This window comes from Mycobacterium sp. WUMAC-067, assembly GCF_020217485.1.
Lineage (GTDB): Bacteria > Actinomycetota > Actinomycetes > Mycobacteriales > Mycobacteriaceae > Mycobacterium.
Window position 1 is genome coordinate 43,188 of sequence record NZ_JAEKMI010000006.1, and the last position, 20,631, is coordinate 63,818.

The following is a 20,631-nucleotide window of genomic DNA, read 5'->3' on the forward strand; positions in this document are numbered from 1 at the left end:
GAGCCGCCGAACGTCGAGCGGCCCACCTACCCAGCGGTTTTCATGTCAAACATGTGTCAAAGAGGCGATATCCGCACATGTGCTTGCCCGCCGATGCCAGCTGGTGAGGGGCCAAATGTGATGTTGCTGCCATTTTTTCGCGGCGGACCGGTGGTAATGGGGCCGGATTTTGCCGAAATTTCTTCTGCGCAGCGCTTACTCGCGAGGCGGGGGTGGGGCTTGTTCGGGTATCGGTAGCCCGCACCGTGCCAGTTCGTAAAGCGGGACCCGGTCGATCCGGTACTTGGTGAATTGGAAGGAGTGCAACACGTTGGACAGGAACCGATGCGGGTTCATCGGAGCGCGCACCGAGCCGAGCACCGCCTGGGTGTCGGGGCATTTCAGCGCCGCGACGGCGTCGGCGACCCACTGCGCGTCCAGGTAGCCCGGAATCCCCGGATACACCTTCACCCAGGGGCCGTCGGCGATCACCCAGTCCGGGAAGAGGTTCTTGTCGTGCCCGATGCGGCCGTGTTTCAGCCGCTCGGTGTGCTGCGCCAGGGGGTTGGCCAAACCGATCTGATCGATGACCCGCACGTCGAGCCCGACGTTCATGCCGACCATGCCGAGGTTGGTGAAAAACACCGCGTGCTGGGGCTTTTGCGGCGACTTGTCGGCGGGGCCGCCGGGCGGCGGCTGGGCCATCGGCACCAGGTCCCATTGGATGTAGTTGCCCGACGGCAGCAGCAACGCGCCGTCGGGGGTGTCGTTCAGGGCCGTCAGGATGGCGGCCATCCGCGGATAGCCCAGGTAGTCCGCGGCGGTCAGCGGATGCGCGTGACCGGTGGCCTGGGCGTAGAAGCGCCGTTCGTCGACGATGCCGGAGTAGGTGACGTGGGTGGCGTCATCGCCCATGCCGGATGAATTCGCCGCCCACAGCGCCCATCCGGCCACCCCGAGCCACAGCGCGGCGGCCGCGCCCGCCACCCAGTTGCCGGTCTCGCGCGAATAGTCCTGCCCGTCGGGGATGGCGACGGGGACGACGGCCACCGGGGCCAGCAGGCAGAACAGCGGCGCCAGCAGCACCCGCGCATGCATGAAGTCGCCGCCTTGGCGGATCCAGTACAGGGCCTGCAGCAGGCCGCTGATCAGGACCCACGCCACCACCGCCGGCGGGCTGTGCACCGCGCGGGCCAGCCGCCCGTAGTCGGGCGCCAGCGCGGGCCGCAGGAACGACGGGCGCCGCCGGGCGGCGAACAGCAGCGCTCCCAGCGGCACGAGCAGCACCACGGGGATCCACACCGCGTAGGGGCCGTCGAAGTTCGAGAGGTAGATCATGCCCTGGGACCACTTGTCGCCGGCCGCGTCCTTGGCCAGGGCGGTCCCCGGCACCAGCAGGCCGTAATAGCCCATCCGGAAGATCTCGTAGGCGACCGGCAGGAAACCGCCGGCCGCCACGATCAACGCGCGGCGCCGCCAGGTCCGGGCCGCGATCAGCATCATGATCAGCGCCAGCCCACCCATGAGGGCCAGCTCGGGCCGGACCAGGACGCTGAACCCGGCGACGAACGCCAGCGCGCCGACGAACACCTGCTTGTCCGCGCGGTTGCGCACCGGCTGCGCCCAGCAGACCATCATCCACCACAGCAGCCCGAGGTAGGCCAGGGCCAAACCGCTTTCCAGGCCGGAGGTGGCGAAGTCACGCGCCGGCGGCAGCGCGATGTACACCAACGCCCCCGCGGGCAACATGATCGCTTTGCGACCGCGCAGGCTGGGCGCGTACAACCGCGCGGCGCCCAGCATCAGCAGCGCCACACCGAGCACCGAAAGCACCAGCGCCAGAGCCAAAGCCACGTACTCCATGCGCAGTGGGCCGCCGACCCAGCCGCCCGCGTACATCAGGTACGTCCAGGCGGTGGAGGTGTTGGCCTCCACCCGCTCGCCCTGGTTGAAAACCGGTCCGTTGCCGGCGAGCAGGTTGCGCACGGTGCGCAACACGATGAGCCCGTCGTCGGCGATCCACCGCCGCTGCCAGGCGCCCCACGCGAACAGGGCGGCGACCACCGCAACGCCGATCCAGAGGCTGGTCCGCACCATGGTCGTGTACGGGAACACCGGCCAGCCGGGCCGCCTGATCACCGGCCGGCTGCGCATCATGCGCGCCTTGAGCGCCTGCAGCTCGGGGCTAACCGAAGGCAACGGCGGCTCCAATGGTCGCGATCCACGCCACCGCCAGCAGCTGCAACACACGGTCCCGCAACGCGATGTCTTCGGGTTCCCCGGCCAGACCGCCGTCCACGTCGACCGCGTAGCGCAGGATCGCGATGGTGAACGGGACCATGGAGACCGCGAACCAGGACCCCGAGTGGCGGTCGCGCTCGAACGCCCACAAGCCGTAACAGACCACCACCGCGGTGGCCGACAAGGTCCAGACGAACCTCAGGTAAGTACTGGTGTAGCTCTCGAGCGACTTGCGGATCTTGGCGCCGGTGCGTTCGGCCAATTGCAGTTCGGCGTAACGCTTGCCGGCCACCATGAACAGCGACGCGAACGCCGCCGAGAGCAAAAACCATTGGGACAGTGGGATTTCGGTGGCCACACCACCGGCGATGGCACGGAGCAGATAGGCCGAAGACACGATGCAAATGTCAAGCACCGCTTGGTGTTTGAGACCGAAGCAATACGCCAGTTGCATGCCCAGGTAGACGGCCATCACCAGCGCGAGGTTCGGGGTCACCACCCAGGCGATGCCCAGCGAGGCCGTACCCAACAGCACCGCCAGGGCGTAGGCAAGCCACTCGGGCACCACGCCCGCCGCGATCGGGCGGAACCTCTTGGTGGGGTGCTCGCGGTCGGCCTCGACGTCGCGCACATCGTTGACCAAATAGATCGACGACGCGGCCAGGCTGAACACCACGAACGCCAACCCAACCTGGGTGAGCATCTGCCCGTAGTCGTATCGAATCCCGCTGCCCAGCCCCGCCACCGGCGCGGCCAGCACCAAGACGTTCTTGACCCATTGGCGGGGGCGCAGCGCCTTGATCACCCCGGCGACCAGGTTGCTGGGCGGTCCGGCCACCGCTTCCTTGGTTTCCTCGGTCATTCGTCACCTCTTACAACCTCTTGCACCTGTCCTGCGCGGCGCGCGATCGCCGCGATGACGGCACCCAGGGCGATGCCGCAGGCCACGTCGCTGGGGTAGTGCACGCCCAGCAACATTCGCGACAACGCCATCGGCGGCACCAGGACCGCCGGTAGCGGCAGACCGGTGGTCCGGCCCATCAGGATCGCGGCGGCTGTGGTGGAAGTGGCATGTGCGGACGGAAAACTCAACTTGCTGGGCGTGCCGACGTTGACCACGACGGCGGGATCGTGGGGCCGTTTGCGGCGCACGATCCGCTTGACGATCACGGCGGCGGCGTGGGCAACGAAGGCTCCCGCCCCGGCGACCAGCCAGTCCGCGCGCCGCCTCGGCGACAGGACCGCGCCGAGCAGGGCCACGGCCACCCAGCCGATGCTGTGCTCGCCGAAGTGGGACAGCGCGCGCGCCACCGTTAATGCCCCGGGGCGATCGGCCAGTGCAGCCTGGACGACGACCAGCGCGGCCACCTCACCGCGCGGAGCCTGCGCAGCAGAGGCGTCAGGCATGTTCAGCAGCTGGCAGCAACGCCGTCTCCCACTTCTGCTTGCTGGACAACACCGGCAGCGCGTCGCGGTACACCCTGCGCATCTCGTCGAAGCGGCTGAGCAGCTGACGCTGGCGGCGCAGCGATTTGAACAACAGCGAGAACATCTTTCGCCGGTCCCGCTGCCGGTAGACCACGCCACACCCGTCGGCCGTCGTGACCGTCACGCCGTCCACCGTGCACAACCGGAACCAGCGCGCATCCTGGGTCGCCACGTTGTACTCCGGACACCGGTGGGCGTCGGGGTCCGCCTTGGTCGCGTTGTGCAGGATCCCGCGGGCCAGCCGGTAGCCGATCGACGCCGGGTTCACCGGCGGGTTCATCGCCTTGCTCTGGTAGCGCGGCTGCGGCAGTTCGCTGGCCGCCGGGAGCACCACCGCGTCCGGGTATTCCTTGCGCAGGCGATGCACCTCCGGCAGCGCGGATTCCAGGATCGAGAAGATGTGCTCGGGTCCGGCGAGAAAGTCGTCGATGGCCTTGTTCTGGATGGCCACCGTCGAATACTCAAGGCAGGCAAGGTGTTTCAGCGTCGCCTTGAGGTGGCTGCGCACCAGCCCGGTGATGTCGCCGTCCCAGTGCAGCGCGGCGACCACCAGCCGGTTGCGCAGGTGGAAGTAGGCCTGCCAGTCGATGGCGTCGTCCTTGTCGCTCCACGCCATGTGCCAGATCGCGGCGCCGGGCAGCGTGACGGTCGGATATCCGTGCTCGCCGGCGCGCAGACCGTATTCGGCGTCGTCCCATTTGATGAACAGCGGCAGCGGCTGGCCCAGCTCCTCGGCGACCTGCCGCGGGATCATGCACGTCCACCAGCCGTTGAAGTCGACGTCGATGCGGCGGTGCAGCAGGGCGCTCCGAGAGTTCTTGTCGCTCAACGGGAATTCGGCGAAGTCGTGGTCGTATTCGGCGTGCGGGGCGGCGGTCCACATGAAGTTGGCCTGGTTGACGACCTCGCCCATGATGTGCAGGTGTGACGGCTCCTGCAGGTTGAGCATCTGCCCGCCGACGAGCATCGGCGTCTTGGCGAAGCGGTGCATCGCCAGCACCCGCAGGATCGAGTCCGGCTCGATGCGGATGTCGTCGTCCATGAACAGGATCTGTTGGCAGTCGGTGTTTTTCAGCGCCTCGTACATCACCCGGCTGTAGCCACCGGAGCCGCCGAGGTTGGGCTGGTCGTGAATCGACAGCCGATCGCCCAGGCCCGCGGCCGCCGCCGGAAAGTCCGGGTGATCGCGCACCTTGCGGACGCCCTGGTCCGGGACGATCACCGCGCCGATCACCTCGTCCACCAAGGGATCCGCGGTGAGGTCGGCCAGGGCGTTGACGCAGTCGGCGGGTCGATTGAAGGTGGGGATGCCGACGGCGATGTTGGCCGGGACCGGGGCGGGCTCGGTCGCATACCAGCCGCCGCTGATCAAGTTGACCGCGCTGTCGGTGGTGATGTCGAACCAGATCCAGCCGCCGTCCTCGAACGGCTTGAGCGGCACCTCGATCTCGACGACCGCCGGCTGTTCGTCGGTGCCGACAAATTGACGGCCCTCCACCGAGATTCGCACCCCGGTGGCCTTCGTCCGGTACACGTCGACCCGCCCGGTTCCGGTCAGCTCCACCCGCAGCACCACCGAAGAGCAGATGGACCAGCGCCGCCAGTAGCTGGCCGGGAACGCGTTGAAGTAGGTGGCGAACGACACCTCGGACTCTTTGCCGATCTCCAGCGAGGTGCGGCTCGTCGCGTGCGCCCGCCGGGCGTTGGTCGTCGACTCCTCCAGATACAGCTTGCGCACGTCCAGCGGCTCGCCGGGGCGCGGCAGGATGATTCGGGACAGCAGGCTCACGGCGGACATCAGGCGCCACTCCTCCTCATCGCTTCGCTCTGCATCGTCGTAGCACGCATCATCGCGCGCCTTCCTCTTTGTTCTGGGCTTCGCTCAGGGATGCGCCGTCGCGCAGGTGCGGCGCGAGGACGTTGTCGTACATGCTTAGTGCGCTGGCGATGGCCATGTGCATGTCCAGATACTGGTAGGTGCCCAGCCGGCCGCCGAAAAGCACCTTCGCCGAGGCGGTTTCGGACTTGGCCCTGGCCCGGTAGGCGGCCAGCACGGCGCGGTCGGACTCGGTGTTGATCGGGTAGTAGGGCTCGTCGTCGTCCTCGGCGAACCGCGAGTATTCGCGCATGATCACGGTCTTGTCGGCCGGATAGTCGCGCTCGGTGTGGAAGTGGCGGAACTCGTGGATGCGGGTGTAGGGCACGTCGGCGTCGTTGTAGTTCATCACCGGGGTGCCCTGGAAATCCCCGATCGGAAGCACTTCCAGCTCGAAGTCCAGCGTGCGCCAGCCCAACCGCCCCTCCGCGTAGTCGAAGTAGCGGTCCAGCGGGCCGGTGTAGACGACCGGCGCGTCGGGGCTGTCCGCGCGCAGTTGGTCGCGCACATCGAACCAGTCGGTGTCCAGCCGGACCTCGATGCGGTCGTCGGCGGCCATGTTCTGCAGCCACGCCGTGTACCCGTCGACGGGCAGGCCCTCGTAGGTGTCGCTGAAGTAGCGGTTGTCGAAGGTGTAGCGCACCGGCAGCCGGGTGATGTTCGACGCGGGCAGCTCCTTGGGGTCGGTCTGCCACTGCTTGGCGGTGTAGTTCTTGAGGAAGGCCTCGTAGAGCGGCCGGCCGACCAGGGAGATGGCCTTCTCCTCGAAGTTCTGCGCGTCCTCGGTTTTGATCTCGGCGGCCTGCTCGGCGATGAGCTTGCGCGCCTCGTCGGGGGTGAAGTACTTGCCGAAGAACTGCGACACCAGGCCCAGCCCCATCGGGAACTGGTAGGCCTGCCCGTTGTGCATGGCGAAGACCCGGTGCCGGTAGTCGGTGAACTCGGTGAACTGCCGCACGTAGTCCCAGACCCTCTTGTTAGAGGTGTGGAACAGGTGGGCGCCGTACTTGTGCACCTCGATGCCGGTGTGCGGCTCGGCTTCCGAATAGGCGTTGCCACCGATGTGCGGACGGCGGTCCACCACGAGTACACGCTTCCCGAGCTGGGTAGCCACGCGCTCGGCAATGGTCAGTCCGAAGAATCCAGAGCCGACGACGAAAAGATCGAAACGAGCTGTCATCGGTTGCTTAGGGTATCCGACCGCGGGGCCCTAACCCATTTGGCGAGGCCACGCAGAGGGCCGGCCGTTCAACCACGGCCGTCGGGACGGCCGGGATCCGCGATCACAGTCCTGGTCGCAATTGCCTCACGATTCAATATCACCACTCTAGTAACAGGGTCCCCACTCGTACCATCGACTGTGTGTGATTCCAGCCAGATAGGACCGGCGGGACCGCAAACACAACACATAGTCAGATTGAGGAGACTTCCGTGCCGAACCGACGCCGACGCAAGCTCTCGACAGCCATGAGCGCGGTTGCCGCCCTGGCAGTGGCGAGTCCGTGCGCTTACTTCCTTGTCTACGAATCGACGGCCGACAACAAGGCGCCCGAGCATCACGACTTCAAGCAGGCCGCGGTGATGAGCGACCTGCCCGGCGAGCTGATGGGCGCGCTGTCGCAGGGGCTGTCGCAATTCGGGATCAACATGCCTCCGGTGCCCGCCTTGAGCGGGGGCGCGACCACACCGGGTCTCGCCAGCCCGGGCCTGGGCACTCCCGGCCTGGGATCCCCCGGACTGGGGACGACGGGCCTGACCAATCCGGGCTTGACGAGCCCCGGCTTGACCAGCCCCGGCCTCACGAACCCCGGTTTGACCAGCCCCGGGCTGGCGAGCCCGGGCCTCACGAGCCCCGGCGCGGCACCCACGACGCCCGGGCTCACCGCGCCGGGTGCGCTGCCGGCCACCCCGGGCACGGGCATCGCGACCCCGGGCGCCGGGCTCAACCCGGCGCTGTCCAACCCCGGGCTGACCAGCCCGGCCGGGGTGGCACCGGGGCTGGGCAGCCCCACCCTGTCGCCGAGCGAAGTTCCCATCGACTCCGGGGCCGGACTGGACCCGGGCGTCGGTGGCACCTACCCGATCCTCGGCGACCCGTCGACCTTCGGTAACGCCTCGCCCATCGGCGGCGGCACCGGACTGGGCGGTGGCTCCGGGTCCGGCGCCAGCGGCGGCCTGGTCAACGACGTCATGCAAGCGGCCAACCAGTTGGGCGCCGGCCAGGCGATTGACCTGCTCAAGGGCCTGGTGATGCCGGCCATCACGCAGGGCATGCAGGGCGGCGGGGCCGCGGGCGCCCTCCCGGGTGCCGCCGCGGGCGCCCTCCCGGGTGCGGCCGCGGGCGCTCTGCCGGGCGCCGCGGGTGCCCTGCCCGGCGCCGCGGCGGGAGCTCTTCCGGCCGCCGCGGGTGCTGCCGGTGCGCTGCCGGCGGCCGCGGGCGCGGTACCGGCTCTGCCCCCGGTCTGACCTTTATTCAAACCCTCCACCAGACGGCACCGCAGAATCTTCTGCGGTGCCGTCGATTTTGGTGCGGATTCAGCCGCGCTCAACCTCGTGTCGTCTCATAGATAACATTAGAAACACACGTAACATCGCCTGGTGTCCCGCAGTCGTGCACCGACGATGATGCTCACCGCCATCGCGGCGACCGTCGTCATCGTCTCGTGGGTGGGGGACGCGACACGGGGCCGCGGCGCCTCCGGGCCGGCGCCGGCGCGCGGCACCCAACTCGTCGAGCAGCCGCTGATCGGGCTGGGCGCCGGGGTCACGGTTCGCGAAATCGGCCAGGACACTCCGTTCTCGTTGGTGGCGCTGACCGGCGACCTGGCCGGCACGTCGACCCGCGTGCGCGCCAGGCGTCCCGACGGTTCGTGGGGTCCCTGGTATCAGACCGAGTACGAAACCGCGGCCCCCGACCCGGTGGGGGCCGCCCATCCGGCCGGAGTTGCCGAGGGGCCGCGCGGCACGGATCCGGTGTTCGTCGGCACCACGACGACCGTCCAGATCGCGGTGACCCGGCCGCTCGACGCGAAGGCGACGCAGCCGCCGCCCGCACCCCCGGGTGGCCCGACGGATCTGGGATACAAGCCGGCGTCGAGGGAACAGCCCTTCGGGCAGAACATCTCCGCCGTCCTCATCTCCCCGCCGCTGGCGCCGTCGCAAAACCAGTGGACACCGCCGTCCGGGGTGGTGATGCCCGGGCAGGCGCCCCCCATCATCAGCCGGGCGGAATGGGGTGCCGACGAATCGCTGCGCTGCGGTAGTCCGCAGTACGACAACGGGATTCGCGCCGCGGTGGTCCATCACACCGCGGGCAGCAACGACTATTCGCCGCTGGAATCGGCCGGGATCGTCAAGGCCATCTACACCTACCACAGCAAGACGCTGGGCTGGTGCGACATCGCCTACAACGCGCTGGTCGACAAGTACGGCCAGGTGTTCGAGGGCAGCGCCGGCGGGCTCACCAAAGCGGTCGAGGCCTTCCACACGGGCGGATTCAACCGCAACACCTGGGGTGTGTCGATGATCGGCAACTTCGACGACGTGCCCCCCACGCCGATCCAGCTGCGCACCGTCGGCCGCCTGCTCGGCTGGCGGCTCGGCCTGGACGGCGTCGACCCCAAGGGCACGGTGCAGCTGGAGTCCGCCGGCAGTCACTACACCACCTTTCCGGCCGGCTCCATCGCGACGCTGCCGACCATCTTCACCCACCGCGACGTCGGCAACACCGATTGCCCGGGCAACGCCGCCTACGCGCTGATGGACGAAATACGGGATATCGCGGCACATTTCAATGACCCGCCGGAGGAGCTGATCAAGGCGCTGCAGGGCGGGGCGATCTACGATCACTGGCAGGCGATCGGCGGGATGAGCAGCGTGTTGGGCGCGCCGACCTCGCCGGAAGACAGCGCGGCCGGCGACGCCCGCTTCGTCACCTTCGCCCGGGGCGCGATGTATTGGTCACCCGAGACCGGCCCCCAGCCGGTCACGGGCGCCATCTACGACGCCTGGGGTTCTCAGAGCTACGAACGCGGCCCGCTCGGATTGCCGACCAGCGCGGAAATACAAGAGCCGCTGCAGATTACGCAGAATTTCCAGCACGGGACGCTGAACTTCGAGCGGCTGACCGGCAACGTCGCCGAAGTCGTGGACGGCATCACGACGCCGCTGGCCACCCAATTGCCAAGCGGCCCAACGGTTCCGGCCGAACACTTCTCGCTACCGGCGCACCCGGCCCCTTAGGGCCGGGCCAACGCGCCGCTAGGCCCACCAGCGTTCCAGCACCCGTCCCACGCCGTCGTCGTTGTTGGCGGCGGTGACCTCGTCGGCGGCGGCCTGCACGTCGGGATGGGCGTTGCCCATGGCGACGCCGTGACCCGCCCAGCGCAGGATCGGCAGGTCGTTGGGCATGTCACCGAACGCCACCACCTCCTCGCGGGCGATCTCACGCGGCCCGGCGATCTCGTCGACACCGGTGGCCTTGCTGATCCCCAGCGGCACGATCTCGATCAGGCCGTTGTTGGTGGAGTAGGTGATGTCGCCCTCGATGCCGACGTGCTTGGACAGTTCGGCGGCCATGTCCGAGCTGCGGGCCCCGGCCCGGCGAATGAGCAGCTTGATGGCCGGGGCGCTGAGCAGGTCCTCGATCGACACCTCGGTGTTGTCCGGGTTCAGCCAGGCATGCTCGTAGCCCGGCGAGCTGACGAACTGAGGGGTCGCGGTGTCGTGGGCGCGTTCGCCGATCCGCTCGACGGCCAGCCCCGCGCCGGGGATGACGCGAGTCGCCAGCTCCGCCAACTGGGCCAGGGTGTCGACGGACAGCGTGCGCGTCGACAACACCCGGTCGGTCGCGGAGTCATAGATCACGGCGCCGTTGGCGCACACCGCAATTGGCGCGAAGCCAAGCGCGTCGACCACGGGCCGTATCCACCGGGGCGGGCGACCGGTCGCCACGACGAATTGCGCACCGGAGTCCACCGCGGCGCGAATGGCGTCGCGGGTGCGCGGGGTGATCTTCTCGTCGTCGTCGAACAGGGTGCCGTCGACGTCGCAGGCGATGAGCGTCGGCTTCATCGTCATCGGGTCCGACCGCTCAATGCAGTCCGCTTTGGGTCTGCCCCGGTCGCGTGATGCCGTCGGTTCCGTATTTCCGCATCCGGTCCTGCAACTCCGACAACCGGATGGCGCGGGAATCCTCCTGGGTGGGTGCGCCGCCCCCCAGCCGGCGCGGCACCCAGAATTCGTCCTTCGGGTGCGGATATTCCTCCTGCACCCGGTACAGCAGGGTATTCATCGCCTCACGCAACACCGCATTGAGTTGCTCGGGCGTGCCCCGCGGCGGCAGCGGGCGCCCGGCGACCACGGTGATCGGGACTTTGTTGCGCAGCACCTTCTTCGGATGGTCCTTGGGCCAGATCCGGTGGGCGCCCCACACGATGATCGGCACGATCGGCACCTGGGCCTCCAGCGCCATGCGCGCGGCCCCGGTCTTGAACTCCCGCAGTTCGAAACTGCGGCTGATGGTGGCCTCGGGATGCGTCCCGATCAGCTCACCCTCGCGCATGCGCTGCACCGCCGCGTCGAATGCGTCGTGTCCCGACCTGCGATCCACCGGGATCAGCCGGGCGTGCTTGATGACGTAGTTGACGGCCTTCACGTCGGCCATCTCCGCCTTGATCATGAAATACGCGCGCCGCCGGCGCTCCCGGACGGCCATCAGCGTGGGAAGCCAGTCCAGGTAGCTGGTGTGGTTTTGGGCCAGCAGCGCGCCACCCCGCTCGGGGATGTTCTCGAGACCCTGATAGGTGAACGTTGTCCCCTGCATGGCGACCATCGGCGGCACGATCCACTCCGCCAGCCGGTAGAACCCCTCGGGCATGTCGTCTCCTTGCCTACTGCGACGGGCGTTCGGCCCGGTTGGCGGCCTTCTTGGCCGCTCGACCGGCCGATCGGGCCGCCGCCTCGTCGGCCTCGATGCGCGCGGCCTCCGCGCGGGTCGGGGCCGTGCCGCCCAGCCGGTGCGGCACCCAGTACGCCCCGGGCTCGTGCGGATAGTCCCGTTGCGCCTGATGCAGCAGCGTCGTCATCGAGTCGCGCAGGGCAGCGTCGGTCTGCGCAATGTCGTCGCGCACCTGCAACGGCGCGCCCACCTGCACGGTGACAGGAATTTTGGCCCGGCCCAGTTTACGCGGGTGGTCCTTGGTCCAGATGCGCTGCGCCCCCCAGACGATCACCGGGACGATCGGGACGCCGGCCTCGAGGGCCATCCGGGCGGCGCCGGTCTTGAACTCCTTGAGCTCGAAGCTGCGGCTGATCGTGGCTTCGGGATAGACGCCCACCAGCTCACCTTCGCGCAGGCGCTGCACGGCCACGGCGTAGGCGCCCGCCCCGGCCCCGCGGTCCACCGGGATGGTGCGGGTGTGCTTGATCAGGAAATTGACCACCCGCACCTGCTGCATCTCGGCTTTGATCATGAACCGCAGGCGTCGCCCCCGGCGGTGCACGACCAGGCCGGCGGGCAAGAAGTCGACATAGCTGGTGTGGTTGATCGCCACCACGGCGCCGCCCCGCTCAGGGATGTGCTGCTCGCCGCGATACGTGATGTTGGTGCCGGTGGCCGTCACCGCCAGTTGGGCCAGAAGCTCCAGCGCGCGGAAGGTCGGCTCCACCATCGATCACTGCTCCGGCGCCCCTGCGGGGCGCGCCCGGCGTGCCGCCCGAGCGGCCGCCTCCTCGGCTTCCAACCGGGCCGCTTCGGCGAGCGATGGGGCGCCCCCACCCAATCGGTGCGGCACCCAGAACTCCCCGGCGGGATGGGCGCCGTAGAGTTCCTGCGCGCGTTCCAGCAGGTGCTGCATCCGGGAATGCAGGAGGCCCTTCAGTTCCTCGATGCCCAGCGTCGGCTCGATCGGCTCCCCCACGACGACGACGATCGGTACCTTCGGCCGCCAGAGCTTCTTGGGGTGGTCCTTGGTCCAGATGCGCTGGGCGCCCCAGACGATGTGCGGAACGATCGGCACCCCGGCCTCGACCGCCATGCGGGCCGCGCCCGATTTGAACTCCTTGATCTCGAAGCTGCGGCTGATGGTGGCTTCGGGATAAACCCCGACCAGCTCACCGTCTTTCAGGTGCCGCACGGCGGCCTCGTAGGAGGCGGCGCCGTCCTGCCGGTTCACGGAGATGTGGCGCAGGCTGCGCATGATGGGCCCGGTGACCTTGTGGTCGAAGACCTCCTGCTTGGCCATGAACCGCACCTTGCGACCCAGGCCCTGCTTGTAGGCGGGCAACCCCGCGAACGTGAAGTCCAGGTAGCCGGTGTGGTTGATCGCGATGACCGCACCGCCGCTTTTGGGTAGGTTCTCCACGCCCGTGACCGTGATCTTCAGGCCCTGTGCGCGCCAGACCAAGCGGGCTAGCGCAATGACCGTCCCGTAAACCGGTTCCACAGCTCATCAGCCTAGTGCTCCGGGCTGTGCGGCGCCCCCGGATGTCGCCTCGCGCTAAGCTCGGGGGCGCAAAAGCCGCCGTCGCCGGCCGGCACCGAATCGGTCCCCCAGCGTCCCCCGGAAAGGTATTAGTGCAGGTCACCAGCGTAGGCCACGCCGGATTTCTGATCGAGACCCAAGCGGGCAGCATCCTCTGCGACCCCTGGGTCAATCCCGCCTACTTCGCATCCTGGTTCCCGTTCCCGGACAACAGCGCGCTGGACTGGGACACATTGGGTGCCTGCGACTACCTGTACGTCTCGCACCTACACAAGGATCATTTCGACGCGAAGAACCTGGCCGAGCACGTCAACAAGGACGCGACGGTGCTGCTGCCGGACTTCCCCGTGCCCGACCTGCGAAACGCGTTGCAGGAATTGGGATTTCACCGATTCTTCGAGACCAGCGATTCGGTCAAGCATCGGATCGAGGGCCCCCGGGGCGGCCTCGACGTCATGATCATCGCCCTGCGGGCGCCCGCCGACGGCCCGATCGGCGACTCGGCGCTACTGGTCTGCGACGGCGCCACAACGGTTTTCAACATGAACGACGCGCGCCCGGTCGACCTGGACGTGGTGGCCTGCGAGTTCGGGCACATCGACGTGCACCTGCTGCAGTACTCCGGAGCGATCTGGTACCCGATGGTCTACGACATGCCGGCCCGCGCCAAGGAATCCTTCGGCGTCCAAAAGCGGCAACGGCAGATGGACCGTGCCCGGCAATACCTCGCCCAGGTCGGGGCGACGTGGGTGGTCCCGTCGGCGGGCCCGCCCTGCTTCCTGGATCCCGAGCTACGCCACCTCAACGACGACCACGCGGACCCGGCGAACATCTTCCCGGATCAAATGGTGTTCCTGGACCAGATGCGCACGCACGGCCACGACGGCGGCTTGCTGATGATCCCCGGGTCGACCGCCGACTTCACCGGCTCCACCCTCACTTCGCTGCGCCACCCGCTGCCCACCGACGAGGTCGAGGCCATCTTCACCACGGGCAAGGCCGACTACATCGCCGAGTACGCCGAGCGGATGGCGCCCGTCGTCGCGGCCGAGCGAGCCGGCTGGGCCCCCGCGGCCGGGGAGCCGCTGCTGGAGCCGCTGCGCGCGTTGTTCGAGCCGATCATGTCGCAGAGCGACGAGATCTGCGACGGCATCGGCTACCCCGTCGAACTCGTGCTCGGGCCGGAGACCGTGATCCTGGACTTCCCGAAACGGGCGGTGCGGGAACGGATTCCGGACGAGAAAGTCCGCTACGGCTTCGAGATCGCGCCGGAGCTGGTGCGCACCGTGCTGCGCGACCGCGAACCGGACTGGGTCAACACCATCTTCTTGTCCACCCGCTTCCGGGCATGGCGCGTCGGCGGCTACAACGAGTACCTCTACACCTTCTTCAAGTGCCTGACCGACGAACGGATCGCCTACGCCGACGGCTGGTTCGCCGAAACCCACGACAACTCGGCGTCCGTCACTCTGGACGGCTGGGAGATCCAGCGCCGCTGTCCCCACCTCAAGGCCGACCTGTCGAAATTCGGTGTGGTAGAAGGAAACACGTTGACCTGCAACCTGCACGGCTGGCAGTGGCGATTGGACGACGGGCGCTGCCTGACCGCGCGGGGCCACCAGCTGCGGAGCCGCCGGGCGTGAACAATCCCTACGACTCCTACGACGACGGGCTGGTTCAGCTCGATCGCGCGGCGATCACGCTGCGCCGCTACCACTTTCCGTCGGGCACATCGAAGGTCATCGCACTCGAGGCGATCCGCGGGTACAAAGCCGAAAAGCTGGGGCTTTTCACGCAGCGGTTCCGGATCTGGGGCAGCTCGGACTTCCGCCGCTGGCTGCCGCTGGACGTGCAACGGCCGTTCCGGTCGACGTTGATCACCCTGGACGTGCCGGGCACCTGGCCCAGCCCCGCGTTCACGCCGGCGCGCGCCGACGAGTTCACCGCCCTGCTCGACGAATTGCTGAGCGCGCGCGGCTAGCGGCCCCGGTCGGCGAGCGCCTGTCGCGCCGCGTTGTAGCCGGGGATGAACGTGATTCCCGGTCCGCCGTGGCAGCCCGCGCTGCCCAGATACAGTCCCTCGATCGGGATCGGCTGGCCCAAAAAGCCCCTCGGGCCCGGACGGTTGGGGCCGATCTGATTCGCGTTCAGCAGACCGTGGCAGTAGTCGCCGCCCGGCGCGCCGAACATCACCCCCATGTGCTTGGGCGTGAAGGTGGTGTGGCGAATGATGCTGCGCTCGAAATTCGGTGCGAGCCGGGTGATCTTGTCGATCACCCGCTGACCCATTTCGACTTTGGCCTGCCCGTAATCGACATCGCCCTCGATCGGGAAGAACAACGCGAACGCCGACGCGGCGTGCTTGCCCGCCGGCGCGAGGTCCGGGTCGTTCTGCGAGGGGATCTGCAAGACCACGGTGGGGTCGGCCGGAACGATCCCGCGCCGGGCGTCCTCCCACTGCTGCTGGACTTCCTCCGGCGTGCAGAACAGGCCGATCGAGGCCTGCATGGCCGGCTCATTGAGGGCCTCGTACGGCGGGGCGAAGGCGGGGGCCTCGTCCAGCGCGAAGTGCATCTGCAAGTAGCTGCCGCGGTGGTCGATGCGCGCATAGCGCGCCCGGATGTCGGCGGGCAGCGCGGCGGGATCGATCATGTCGTTGAGCGTGGTGTCCGGGGCGATGCCCGAGACGACGATCGGGGCGTGCAAGGTCTCCCCCGCCTCGGTGCGCACCCCGCTCACCCGGCCGTCCGCGACGAGGATCTCGGTCACCTTGGTGCGCAACCGAAGTTCGCCGCCGTGGCTTTGCAGCACGTCGCACAAATGCGAGGTGAGCGCGCCGATGCCGCCGCGCAGCTTCTTCATCTGCATCGTGTCGCCGTCGGGAACGCCGAGGCCGAAGGCGAGCGCGGCGGCGCTGCCCGGCGTGGACGGACCCCGGTAGAGCGTGTTGACCGCCAGCACGGTCATCGACCCGCGCAGCGCGCCGTGCTTCTCACGGTCCGGCAGGTACCGGTCCAACACGTCGGTGACCGAGCCGAAAAGCATGTCGTCGATCGCCGAGCGCTCGAATTCGTTTGTGGCGCAGGCGTACATCTCGTCGATGCTTTTGGGTGGTGTTCCGGCTTCGAACCGGCCCAGCGCGCGGGTGGGGCCCTGGCTCCACGCCATCAGCCCCGCCATTCCGTTGACGGCGTCGGCGCCGTGCACCTCGTTGAGGTGGGTGAACAGCTTGACCGGGTCGCTGTACTGAACCAGCGGATCGTCCCCGACGCCGCGGACCGCCACCGACATCACGTCCAGGTCGATCGTCGGCATGGTGTCCAGGCCCAGCTCGTCGACCACCACCTGTGACGTCGGGAACTGCACCGAGCCGGCGATTTCGAACTGATACCCGTCGAAAAGCTCGACGGTGGAAGCCATCCCGCCCGCGTAGATTTTGGGATCCAGGCACACCGTCCGCAGCCCGGCCTTCTGTAGCAGCACGGCGGCGGTCAGCCCGTTGTGCCCCGCGCCGATAACGATCGCGTCATAACCAGTCATGTCGTTGCCCTCCGCAAAGGAGGCTCGCACGACCCCAAAGTTTTGTCAATTATGACGAAACTTTGCGGGCGGTAGCGGTGATCCAGGAGTCGGTGATTCCCGCTCGCAGCGACTCCAGCGCCGCGTGGCACAGCCGCGCGAGCTCGCCGAGAGACCGGTCGTCGCCGACCATCCAGACCTCCATCGCGCCGAAGACGGCGGCCGCGATGCACCGCGCGGTCACCGCGGTGCGCACCCGCTGATCGGCCGTCGGCTCCGCGGCACCCGTGGTCCCACGACCACGCCGTTGCAACTGTGCCGCAATGGCGTCGGCGAAATCGGCCTGGACGTCGCGGATGTGGCGGACGATGCGGCCAGGGTCGAGCTCGTCCTGGCGCAGCGCGGCGATCTTGGTGACCGCGTCGACGTCGTACGGGAACGAGAAGATCGCCGACTGCACCGAGTCGATGATCGGCTCGTCGGCAGGCCTGGCGTCCAGGGCCGCGCGAAACCAGTGCAGCCCGGTGTAATCGGCGAACAACAGATCGTGCTTCGAGCTGAAGTGGCGATAGAACGTCCGCAGCGACACCCCGGCATCGGCGGCGATCTGTTCGGCCGACGTGTCCTCGACGCCCTGGGCCAGGAATCGCACCAGGGCGGCCTGGCGCAACGCTTCGCGGGTGCGTTCGCTGCGCGCCGTCTGAGCGGGCCTGACCATTGCAGCAAGATACCAAGAGGTCGGATTTGCCATTCGCTTGTTGTGTCAATATTGACAAAACTTTGCGGCGCGGGTGAGACTGCGGCCATGGTCTCGCTACTCACTCACGCGGTGCTCGGACTGGCGGTCATCAGTTGGATCGTCACGTCGAACTCGAAGGTCTTCGCCCGGCCGGCCAACGGCCCCCTGTTTTCGCCGATGGAAATCGTCTACTACGTCGTCGGCATCGTGTCCGTCGCGCTCGGCTGGTACTTCAACATCACCTTCGTGCAGGAGTACTCGCACGGCTCCACCAATCCGCTGTGGGGCGAACACGGGAGCTGGGCCGAATACATCAGGTTGATGTTCACCAACCCGGCCGCCAGCTCGGCCAGCCAGGACTACACGATCGCGAATGTGATTCTGCTGCCGATCTTTACGATCGTCGACGGCTACCGGCGCGGACTGCGCCACCCCTGGCTGTACTTCGTGTCCAGCCTGTTCACCAGCTTCGCGTTCGCGTTCGCCTTCTACTTCGCGACGATGGAACGCCAGCGCCGGCACGCGCAGGTGGCCGGCGAGCCGGCGCCGAAGATCACCGCCTAGCCCGGTTTGGTGGCCCGCCACCGCTGCCGGCCCCGCCTGACGTCGGTGTGGATGTCGGCGAATCCCGCGGCGCGCAGCCGGCCGGGGAGGTCCTGCGGCGCGATCGGGTTGTAGGTGTCGGCGACGTGGAGCAGGCGGAACGCCAGCGACGGGACGCCGTCGCTACCGGCGAAAACCCCGCCGGGCCGCAGCAGCCTGAACGCCTCGGCGAAGAGCTGGTCCTGCAACGCGGCGGTGGGAACGTGGTGCAGCATCGTGAAGCACACGACCGACGTGAAATCCTCGGCGGGCAGCCCGGTTTCGGTACCGCTTGCCTGGATGATGCGGGCCCGCTCGCCGTAGCGGTGCTGCAGACGATCGGCCATCGCGCCGTCGAGTTCAACGGCCGTGAGCGAGTCCGTGCGATCCAGCAGGGCGCGCAGGGTCGCGCCGTACCCGGGACCGATTTCCACGGTGCGCGTGCCCAATTCGACATCTTGCAACGCCCACGGCAGCAGCTGATCGGCCACCTCCCTTTCCCATGATGGGGAGCTGCAGCATCGTCGGTGGAGGAGATTCATCGCCATACCGCCCACGCTAGGCGGGCACGCCGGCTGCGGGCTTCCGATATCCTGCCGAGATATGTCGGAAATCAGCCACGACGGACTGGTCACGTCGGCGCAGACGCTGCCGCCGGGAGCGCGGATCGAGCGACACCGCCATCCGCAACATCAGATCGTCTACCCGTCCTCGGGCGCGGTGTCGGTGACCACCCCGGCGGGAACCTGGATCACGCCGGCGAATCGCGCCATCTGGATACCGGCCGGGTGCTGGCACGAACACAAGTTCCACGGCACCACGCAATTTCACGGCGTCGCACTGGATCCCGGCCGTTACCGCCGCGGGCCGGCGGCGCCGGCAGTGCTGGCGGTCAGTCCGTTGATGCGCGAACTGATCATCGCGTGTTCGCGGGCCGACGGCACCGAAACCGCCGAGCATCACCGGATGCTGGCGGTCCTGCACGACCAGTTGCAAGCGACCAGCGTCGCGGAGCCGCTGTGGATTCCCACCCCCGTCGACCCCCGGCTGCGGAAAGCGTGCGCCTTGATCGCCGACAACCTGCGCGAGCCGTTGACGCTGCAACAGATCGGCCGCCGCGTCGGCGTCGGCCAGCGCACGCTGAGCCGATTGTTCAGCGACGAGCTGGCGATGACGTTCCCCCAATGGCGCACCCAAATCCGGCTGCAACACGCCCTCGTGTTGCTCGCCGATCGGCGCGATGTCACGTCCGTGGCATCCGAATGCGGTTGGGCCACAACCAGTTCCTTCATCGACACCTTCCGGCGGGCCTTCGGGCACACCCCGGGCCAGCTGGCCGGCAAGGCGCTCTAGCTACTTGGCGGGCTCGAGCACCTCGGCGCCGACGAACGGCACCAGCGCCTCGGGCACCCGCACACTGCCGTCGGGCCGCTGGTGGTTCTCCAGGATCGCCACCAGCCAGCGGGTGGTCCCCAGCGTGCCGTTGAGCGTGGCCGCGGTCTGCGGCTTGCCGTTCTCGTCGCGGTAGCGGGTGGACAGCCGGCGCGCCTGGAACGTGGTGCAGTTCGACGTCGACGTCAGCTCGCGATAGGTGCCCTGCGTGGGAACCCACGCCTCGCAGTCGAACTTGCGGGCGGCCGACGAGCCGAGATCGCCTGCGGCCACGTCGATCACCCGATACGGCACCTCGATGCGGGCCAGCATCTCGCGTTGCCAGCCCAGCAGCCGCTGGTGCTCGGCCTCGGCGTCGGCGGGCGTGCAGTAGACGAAGCCCTCGACCTTGTCGAACTGATGCACCCGGATGATGCCGCGGGTGTCCTTCCCATAGCTACCGGCCTCGCGGCGGAAACACGACGACCAGCCCGCGTACCGCAACGGGCCGGCGGACAGGTCCAGGATCTCGTTCCAGTGGTAGCCGGCCAACGGCACCTCCGAGGTGCCCACCAGGTAGAGGTCGTCAGCCTCGATGCGGTAGATCTCGTCGGCGTGGGCGCCCAGGAAGCCGGTGCCGGCCATCACCTCGGGGCGCACCAGCACCGGCGGGATCATCGGGGTGAAGCCGTTCTCGACGGCCACCCGCAGCGCCAGCTGCAGCAGGCCGAGCTGCAGCAGCGCGCCCTGACCGGTCAGGAAGTAGAACCGCGAGCCCGACACCTTGGCGCCGCGCTGCATGTCGATCAGACCCAGCGACTCGCCCAGTTCGAGGTGATCCCTGGGGTTTTCGAGCGCCGGGGGCTCGCCGACGATGTCGAGCACGGCGAAGTCGTCCTCCCCGCCGGCCGGGACCCCGTCGATGACGACGTTCGAGATGGCCATGTGCGCCGCGGTGAACGCCGTCTCCGCCTCGCTCTGGGCGACCTCGGCGGCCTTCACCTGCTCGGCCAGCTCCTTCGCGCGCGCCAGCAGCGCGGGCCGCTCGTCGGGCGACGCGGCGCCCACGCTCTTGCTGGCGGACTTCTGGTCGGCCCGCAGCGCGTCGGCGGAGGAGATGGCGGCCCGGCGCGCGGCGTCGGCCGACAGCAGCGCGTCTACCAGCGTCGGGTCTTCACCGCGGCTGAGCTGGGAGCGGCGCACGACGTCGGGGTCTTCCCGGAGCAGCTTCAGGTCGATCACGGCCCTGAGACTACTTTCACCGGCACCGGCCGACGGGCGCAGCATCCGCACCGGTCGGCTCAGGACTCACATCCGTAACTTTTGTCACGCACCACAGGTGGTCCTGTCAG

General features: G+C 68.3%; 19 protein-coding genes. 6 read left to right on the forward strand and 13 right to left on the reverse strand.

The genetic code is table 11. The annotated features are described in order from the left end of the window. Positions 1 to 195 precede the first annotated feature (195 nt). From aftB to glf, 5 genes are read right to left on the reverse strand one after another with little or no spacing between them, the layout of a single operon-like run. Positions 196 to 2,178 carry a terminal beta-(1->2)-arabinofuranosyltransferase gene (gene aftB, locus JF781_RS05755; protein WP_275254019.1) on the reverse strand — a complete coding sequence of 661 codons (1,983 nt, stop codon included), beginning with the start codon at positions 2,176 to 2,178 and terminating at the stop codon, positions 196 to 198. Next, positions 2,165 to 3,082: a decaprenyl-phosphate phosphoribosyltransferase gene (locus tag JF781_RS05760; RefSeq protein ID WP_225329179.1), complete on the reverse strand. Its 918-nt coding sequence runs from the start codon at positions 3,080 to 3,082 to the stop codon at positions 2,165 to 2,167. The genes aftB and JF781_RS05760 overlap by 14 nt, the downstream gene beginning before the upstream one ends. After that, positions 3,079 to 3,627, reverse strand: coding sequence for a phosphatase PAP2 family protein (locus JF781_RS05765; RefSeq protein ID WP_225329178.1), 549 nt, complete (start codon positions 3,625 to 3,627; stop codon positions 3,079 to 3,081). Before JF781_RS05765 ends, JF781_RS05760 begins: the two co-directional genes overlap by 4 nt. Continuing rightward, the gene (locus JF781_RS05770; protein ID WP_225329177.1) at positions 3,620 to 5,506 is read right to left on the reverse strand and encodes a glycosyltransferase; all 1,887 of its coding nucleotides are present in this window, start codon (positions 5,504 to 5,506) and stop codon (positions 3,620 to 3,622) included. The genes JF781_RS05765 and JF781_RS05770 overlap by 8 nt, the downstream gene beginning before the upstream one ends. A gap of 49 nt (positions 5,507 to 5,555) precedes the next feature. Then, complete coding sequence (gene glf, locus JF781_RS05775) at positions 5,556 to 6,764, reverse strand: UDP-galactopyranose mutase (RefSeq protein ID WP_225329176.1); 1,209 nt, start codon at positions 6,762 to 6,764, stop codon at positions 5,556 to 5,558. Positions 6,765 to 7,015: 251 nt separating this feature from the next. On the opposite strand from glf, the gene JF781_RS05785 reads away from it, so the two are divergent. Both JF781_RS05785 and JF781_RS05790 read left to right on the forward strand, forming a co-directional pair. Beyond that, positions 7,016 to 8,050, forward strand: a complete 1,035-nt coding sequence (locus tag JF781_RS05785; RefSeq protein WP_308014220.1) for a PirG — start codon at positions 7,016 to 7,018, stop codon at positions 8,048 to 8,050. 132 nt (positions 8,051 to 8,182) lie between these two features. Further along, a complete protein-coding gene (locus tag JF781_RS05790; RefSeq protein ID WP_374109670.1) occupies positions 8,183 to 9,826 on the forward strand; it encodes an N-acetylmuramoyl-L-alanine amidase in 1,644 nt (547 codons plus the stop codon). Positions 9,827 to 9,844: 18 nt separating this feature from the next. On the opposite strand, the gene JF781_RS05795 is transcribed toward JF781_RS05790, so the two are convergent. Genes JF781_RS05795 through JF781_RS05810 form a run of 4 tightly spaced genes read right to left on the reverse strand, consistent with a single transcriptional unit; the run spans position 9,845 to position 13,029 of the window. Further along, positions 9,845 to 10,657: an HAD family hydrolase gene (locus JF781_RS05795; RefSeq protein WP_225329656.1), complete on the reverse strand. Its 813-nt coding sequence runs from the start codon at positions 10,655 to 10,657 to the stop codon at positions 9,845 to 9,847. A gap of 19 nt (positions 10,658 to 10,676) precedes the next feature. Further along, on the reverse strand, positions 10,677 to 11,462 hold the full coding sequence (locus JF781_RS05800; RefSeq protein ID WP_225329623.1) for a 1-acyl-sn-glycerol-3-phosphate acyltransferase: 786 nt from the start codon (positions 11,460 to 11,462) through the stop codon (positions 10,677 to 10,679). Positions 11,463 to 11,475: 13 nt separating this feature from the next. Further along, on the reverse strand, positions 11,476 to 12,255 hold the full coding sequence (locus tag JF781_RS05805; protein ID WP_225329624.1) for a 1-acyl-sn-glycerol-3-phosphate acyltransferase: 780 nt from the start codon (positions 12,253 to 12,255) through the stop codon (positions 11,476 to 11,478). A gap of 3 nt (positions 12,256 to 12,258) precedes the next feature. After that, the gene (locus JF781_RS05810; protein ID WP_225329625.1) at positions 12,259 to 13,029 is read right to left on the reverse strand and encodes a 1-acyl-sn-glycerol-3-phosphate acyltransferase; all 771 of its coding nucleotides are present in this window, start codon (positions 13,027 to 13,029) and stop codon (positions 12,259 to 12,261) included. A 131-nt stretch (positions 13,030 to 13,160) separates the two neighbouring features. Between JF781_RS05810 and JF781_RS05815 the strand changes: the two genes are divergently transcribed. Continuing rightward, the gene (locus tag JF781_RS05815) at positions 13,161 to 14,711 is read left to right on the forward strand and encodes an MBL fold metallo-hydrolase (protein WP_225329626.1); all 1,551 of its coding nucleotides are present in this window, start codon (positions 13,161 to 13,163) and stop codon (positions 14,709 to 14,711) included. Continuing rightward, positions 14,708 to 15,049, forward strand: a complete 342-nt coding sequence (locus JF781_RS05820) for a hypothetical protein (RefSeq protein ID WP_225329627.1) — start codon at positions 14,708 to 14,710, stop codon at positions 15,047 to 15,049. Before JF781_RS05815 ends, JF781_RS05820 begins: the two co-directional genes overlap by 4 nt. Here the strand turns inward: JF781_RS05820 and JF781_RS05825 are convergent. Both JF781_RS05825 and JF781_RS05830 read right to left on the reverse strand, forming a co-directional pair. Continuing rightward, entirely contained in the window at positions 15,046 to 16,608 is a 1,563-nt protein-coding gene (locus JF781_RS05825) for an NAD(P)/FAD-dependent oxidoreductase (protein ID WP_225329628.1), read from the reverse strand. The genes JF781_RS05820 and JF781_RS05825 overlap by 4 nt on opposite strands. Positions 16,609 to 16,657: 49 nt before the next feature. Then, the gene (locus JF781_RS05830; protein ID WP_225329629.1) at positions 16,658 to 17,305 is read right to left on the reverse strand and encodes a TetR/AcrR family transcriptional regulator; all 648 of its coding nucleotides are present in this window, start codon (positions 17,303 to 17,305) and stop codon (positions 16,658 to 16,660) included. 87 nt (positions 17,306 to 17,392) lie between these two features. Between JF781_RS05830 and JF781_RS05835 the strand changes: the two genes are divergently transcribed. Beyond that, on the forward strand, positions 17,393 to 17,890 hold the full coding sequence (locus JF781_RS05835; RefSeq protein ID WP_225329630.1) for a DUF2834 domain-containing protein: 498 nt from the start codon (positions 17,393 to 17,395) through the stop codon (positions 17,888 to 17,890). Here JF781_RS05835 and JF781_RS05840 read toward each other — a convergent pair. Further along, positions 17,887 to 18,456 carry a class I SAM-dependent methyltransferase gene (locus JF781_RS05840; RefSeq protein ID WP_225329631.1) on the reverse strand — a complete coding sequence of 190 codons (570 nt, stop codon included), beginning with the start codon at positions 18,454 to 18,456 and terminating at the stop codon, positions 17,887 to 17,889. The two genes, JF781_RS05835 and JF781_RS05840, sit on opposite strands and share 4 nt — an antisense overlap. A gap of 55 nt (positions 18,457 to 18,511) precedes the next feature. Here JF781_RS05840 and JF781_RS05845 point away from each other — a divergent pair, with 55 nt between their 5' ends. Further along, on the forward strand, positions 18,512 to 19,261 hold the full coding sequence (locus JF781_RS05845; protein WP_225329632.1) for a helix-turn-helix transcriptional regulator: 750 nt from the start codon (positions 18,512 to 18,514) through the stop codon (positions 19,259 to 19,261). Here the strand turns inward: JF781_RS05845 and serS are convergent, their stop codons facing one another. Then, complete coding sequence (gene serS / locus JF781_RS05850; protein WP_225329633.1) at positions 19,262 to 20,521, reverse strand: serine--tRNA ligase; 1,260 nt, start codon at positions 20,519 to 20,521, stop codon at positions 19,262 to 19,264. Between the last annotated feature and the right edge of the window lie 110 nt (positions 20,522 to 20,631).

Excerpts from the sequence above, each read along its gene's own strand:
- JF781_RS05830 (WP_225329629.1), bottom strand. The coding sequence starts at position 17,305 with ATGGTCAGGCCCGCTCAGACGGCGCGCAGCGAACGCACCCGCGAAGCG.
- JF781_RS05795 (WP_225329656.1), bottom strand. The coding sequence starts at position 10,657 with ATGAAGCCGACGCTCATCGCCTGCGACGTCGACGGCACCCTGTTCGAC.
- JF781_RS05770 (WP_225329177.1), bottom strand. The coding sequence starts at position 5,506 with ATGTCCGCCGTGAGCCTGCTGTCCCGAATCATCCTGCCGCGCCCCGGC.
- JF781_RS05805 (WP_225329624.1), bottom strand. The coding sequence starts at position 12,255 with ATGGTGGAGCCGACCTTCCGCGCGCTGGAGCTTCTGGCCCAACTGGCG.
- JF781_RS05760 (WP_225329179.1), bottom strand. The coding sequence starts at position 3,082 with ATGACCGAGGAAACCAAGGAAGCGGTGGCCGGACCGCCCAGCAACCTG.
- JF781_RS05765 (WP_225329178.1), bottom strand. The coding sequence starts at position 3,627 with ATGCCTGACGCCTCTGCTGCGCAGGCTCCGCGCGGTGAGGTGGCCGCG.
- JF781_RS05825 (WP_225329628.1), bottom strand. The coding sequence starts at position 16,608 with ATGACTGGTTATGACGCGATCGTTATCGGCGCGGGGCACAACGGGCTG.
- JF781_RS05845 (WP_225329632.1), top strand. The coding sequence starts at position 18,512 with ATGTCGGAAATCAGCCACGACGGACTGGTCACGTCGGCGCAGACGCTG.
- JF781_RS05835 (WP_225329630.1), top strand. The coding sequence starts at position 17,393 with ATGGTCTCGCTACTCACTCACGCGGTGCTCGGACTGGCGGTCATCAGT.
- glf (WP_225329176.1), bottom strand. The coding sequence starts at position 6,764 with ATGACAGCTCGTTTCGATCTTTTCGTCGTCGGCTCTGGATTCTTCGGA.
- JF781_RS05840 (WP_225329631.1), bottom strand. The coding sequence starts at position 18,456 with ATGGCGATGAATCTCCTCCACCGACGATGCTGCAGCTCCCCATCATGG.
- JF781_RS05800 (WP_225329623.1), bottom strand. The coding sequence starts at position 11,462 with ATGCCCGAGGGGTTCTACCGGCTGGCGGAGTGGATCGTGCCGCCGATG.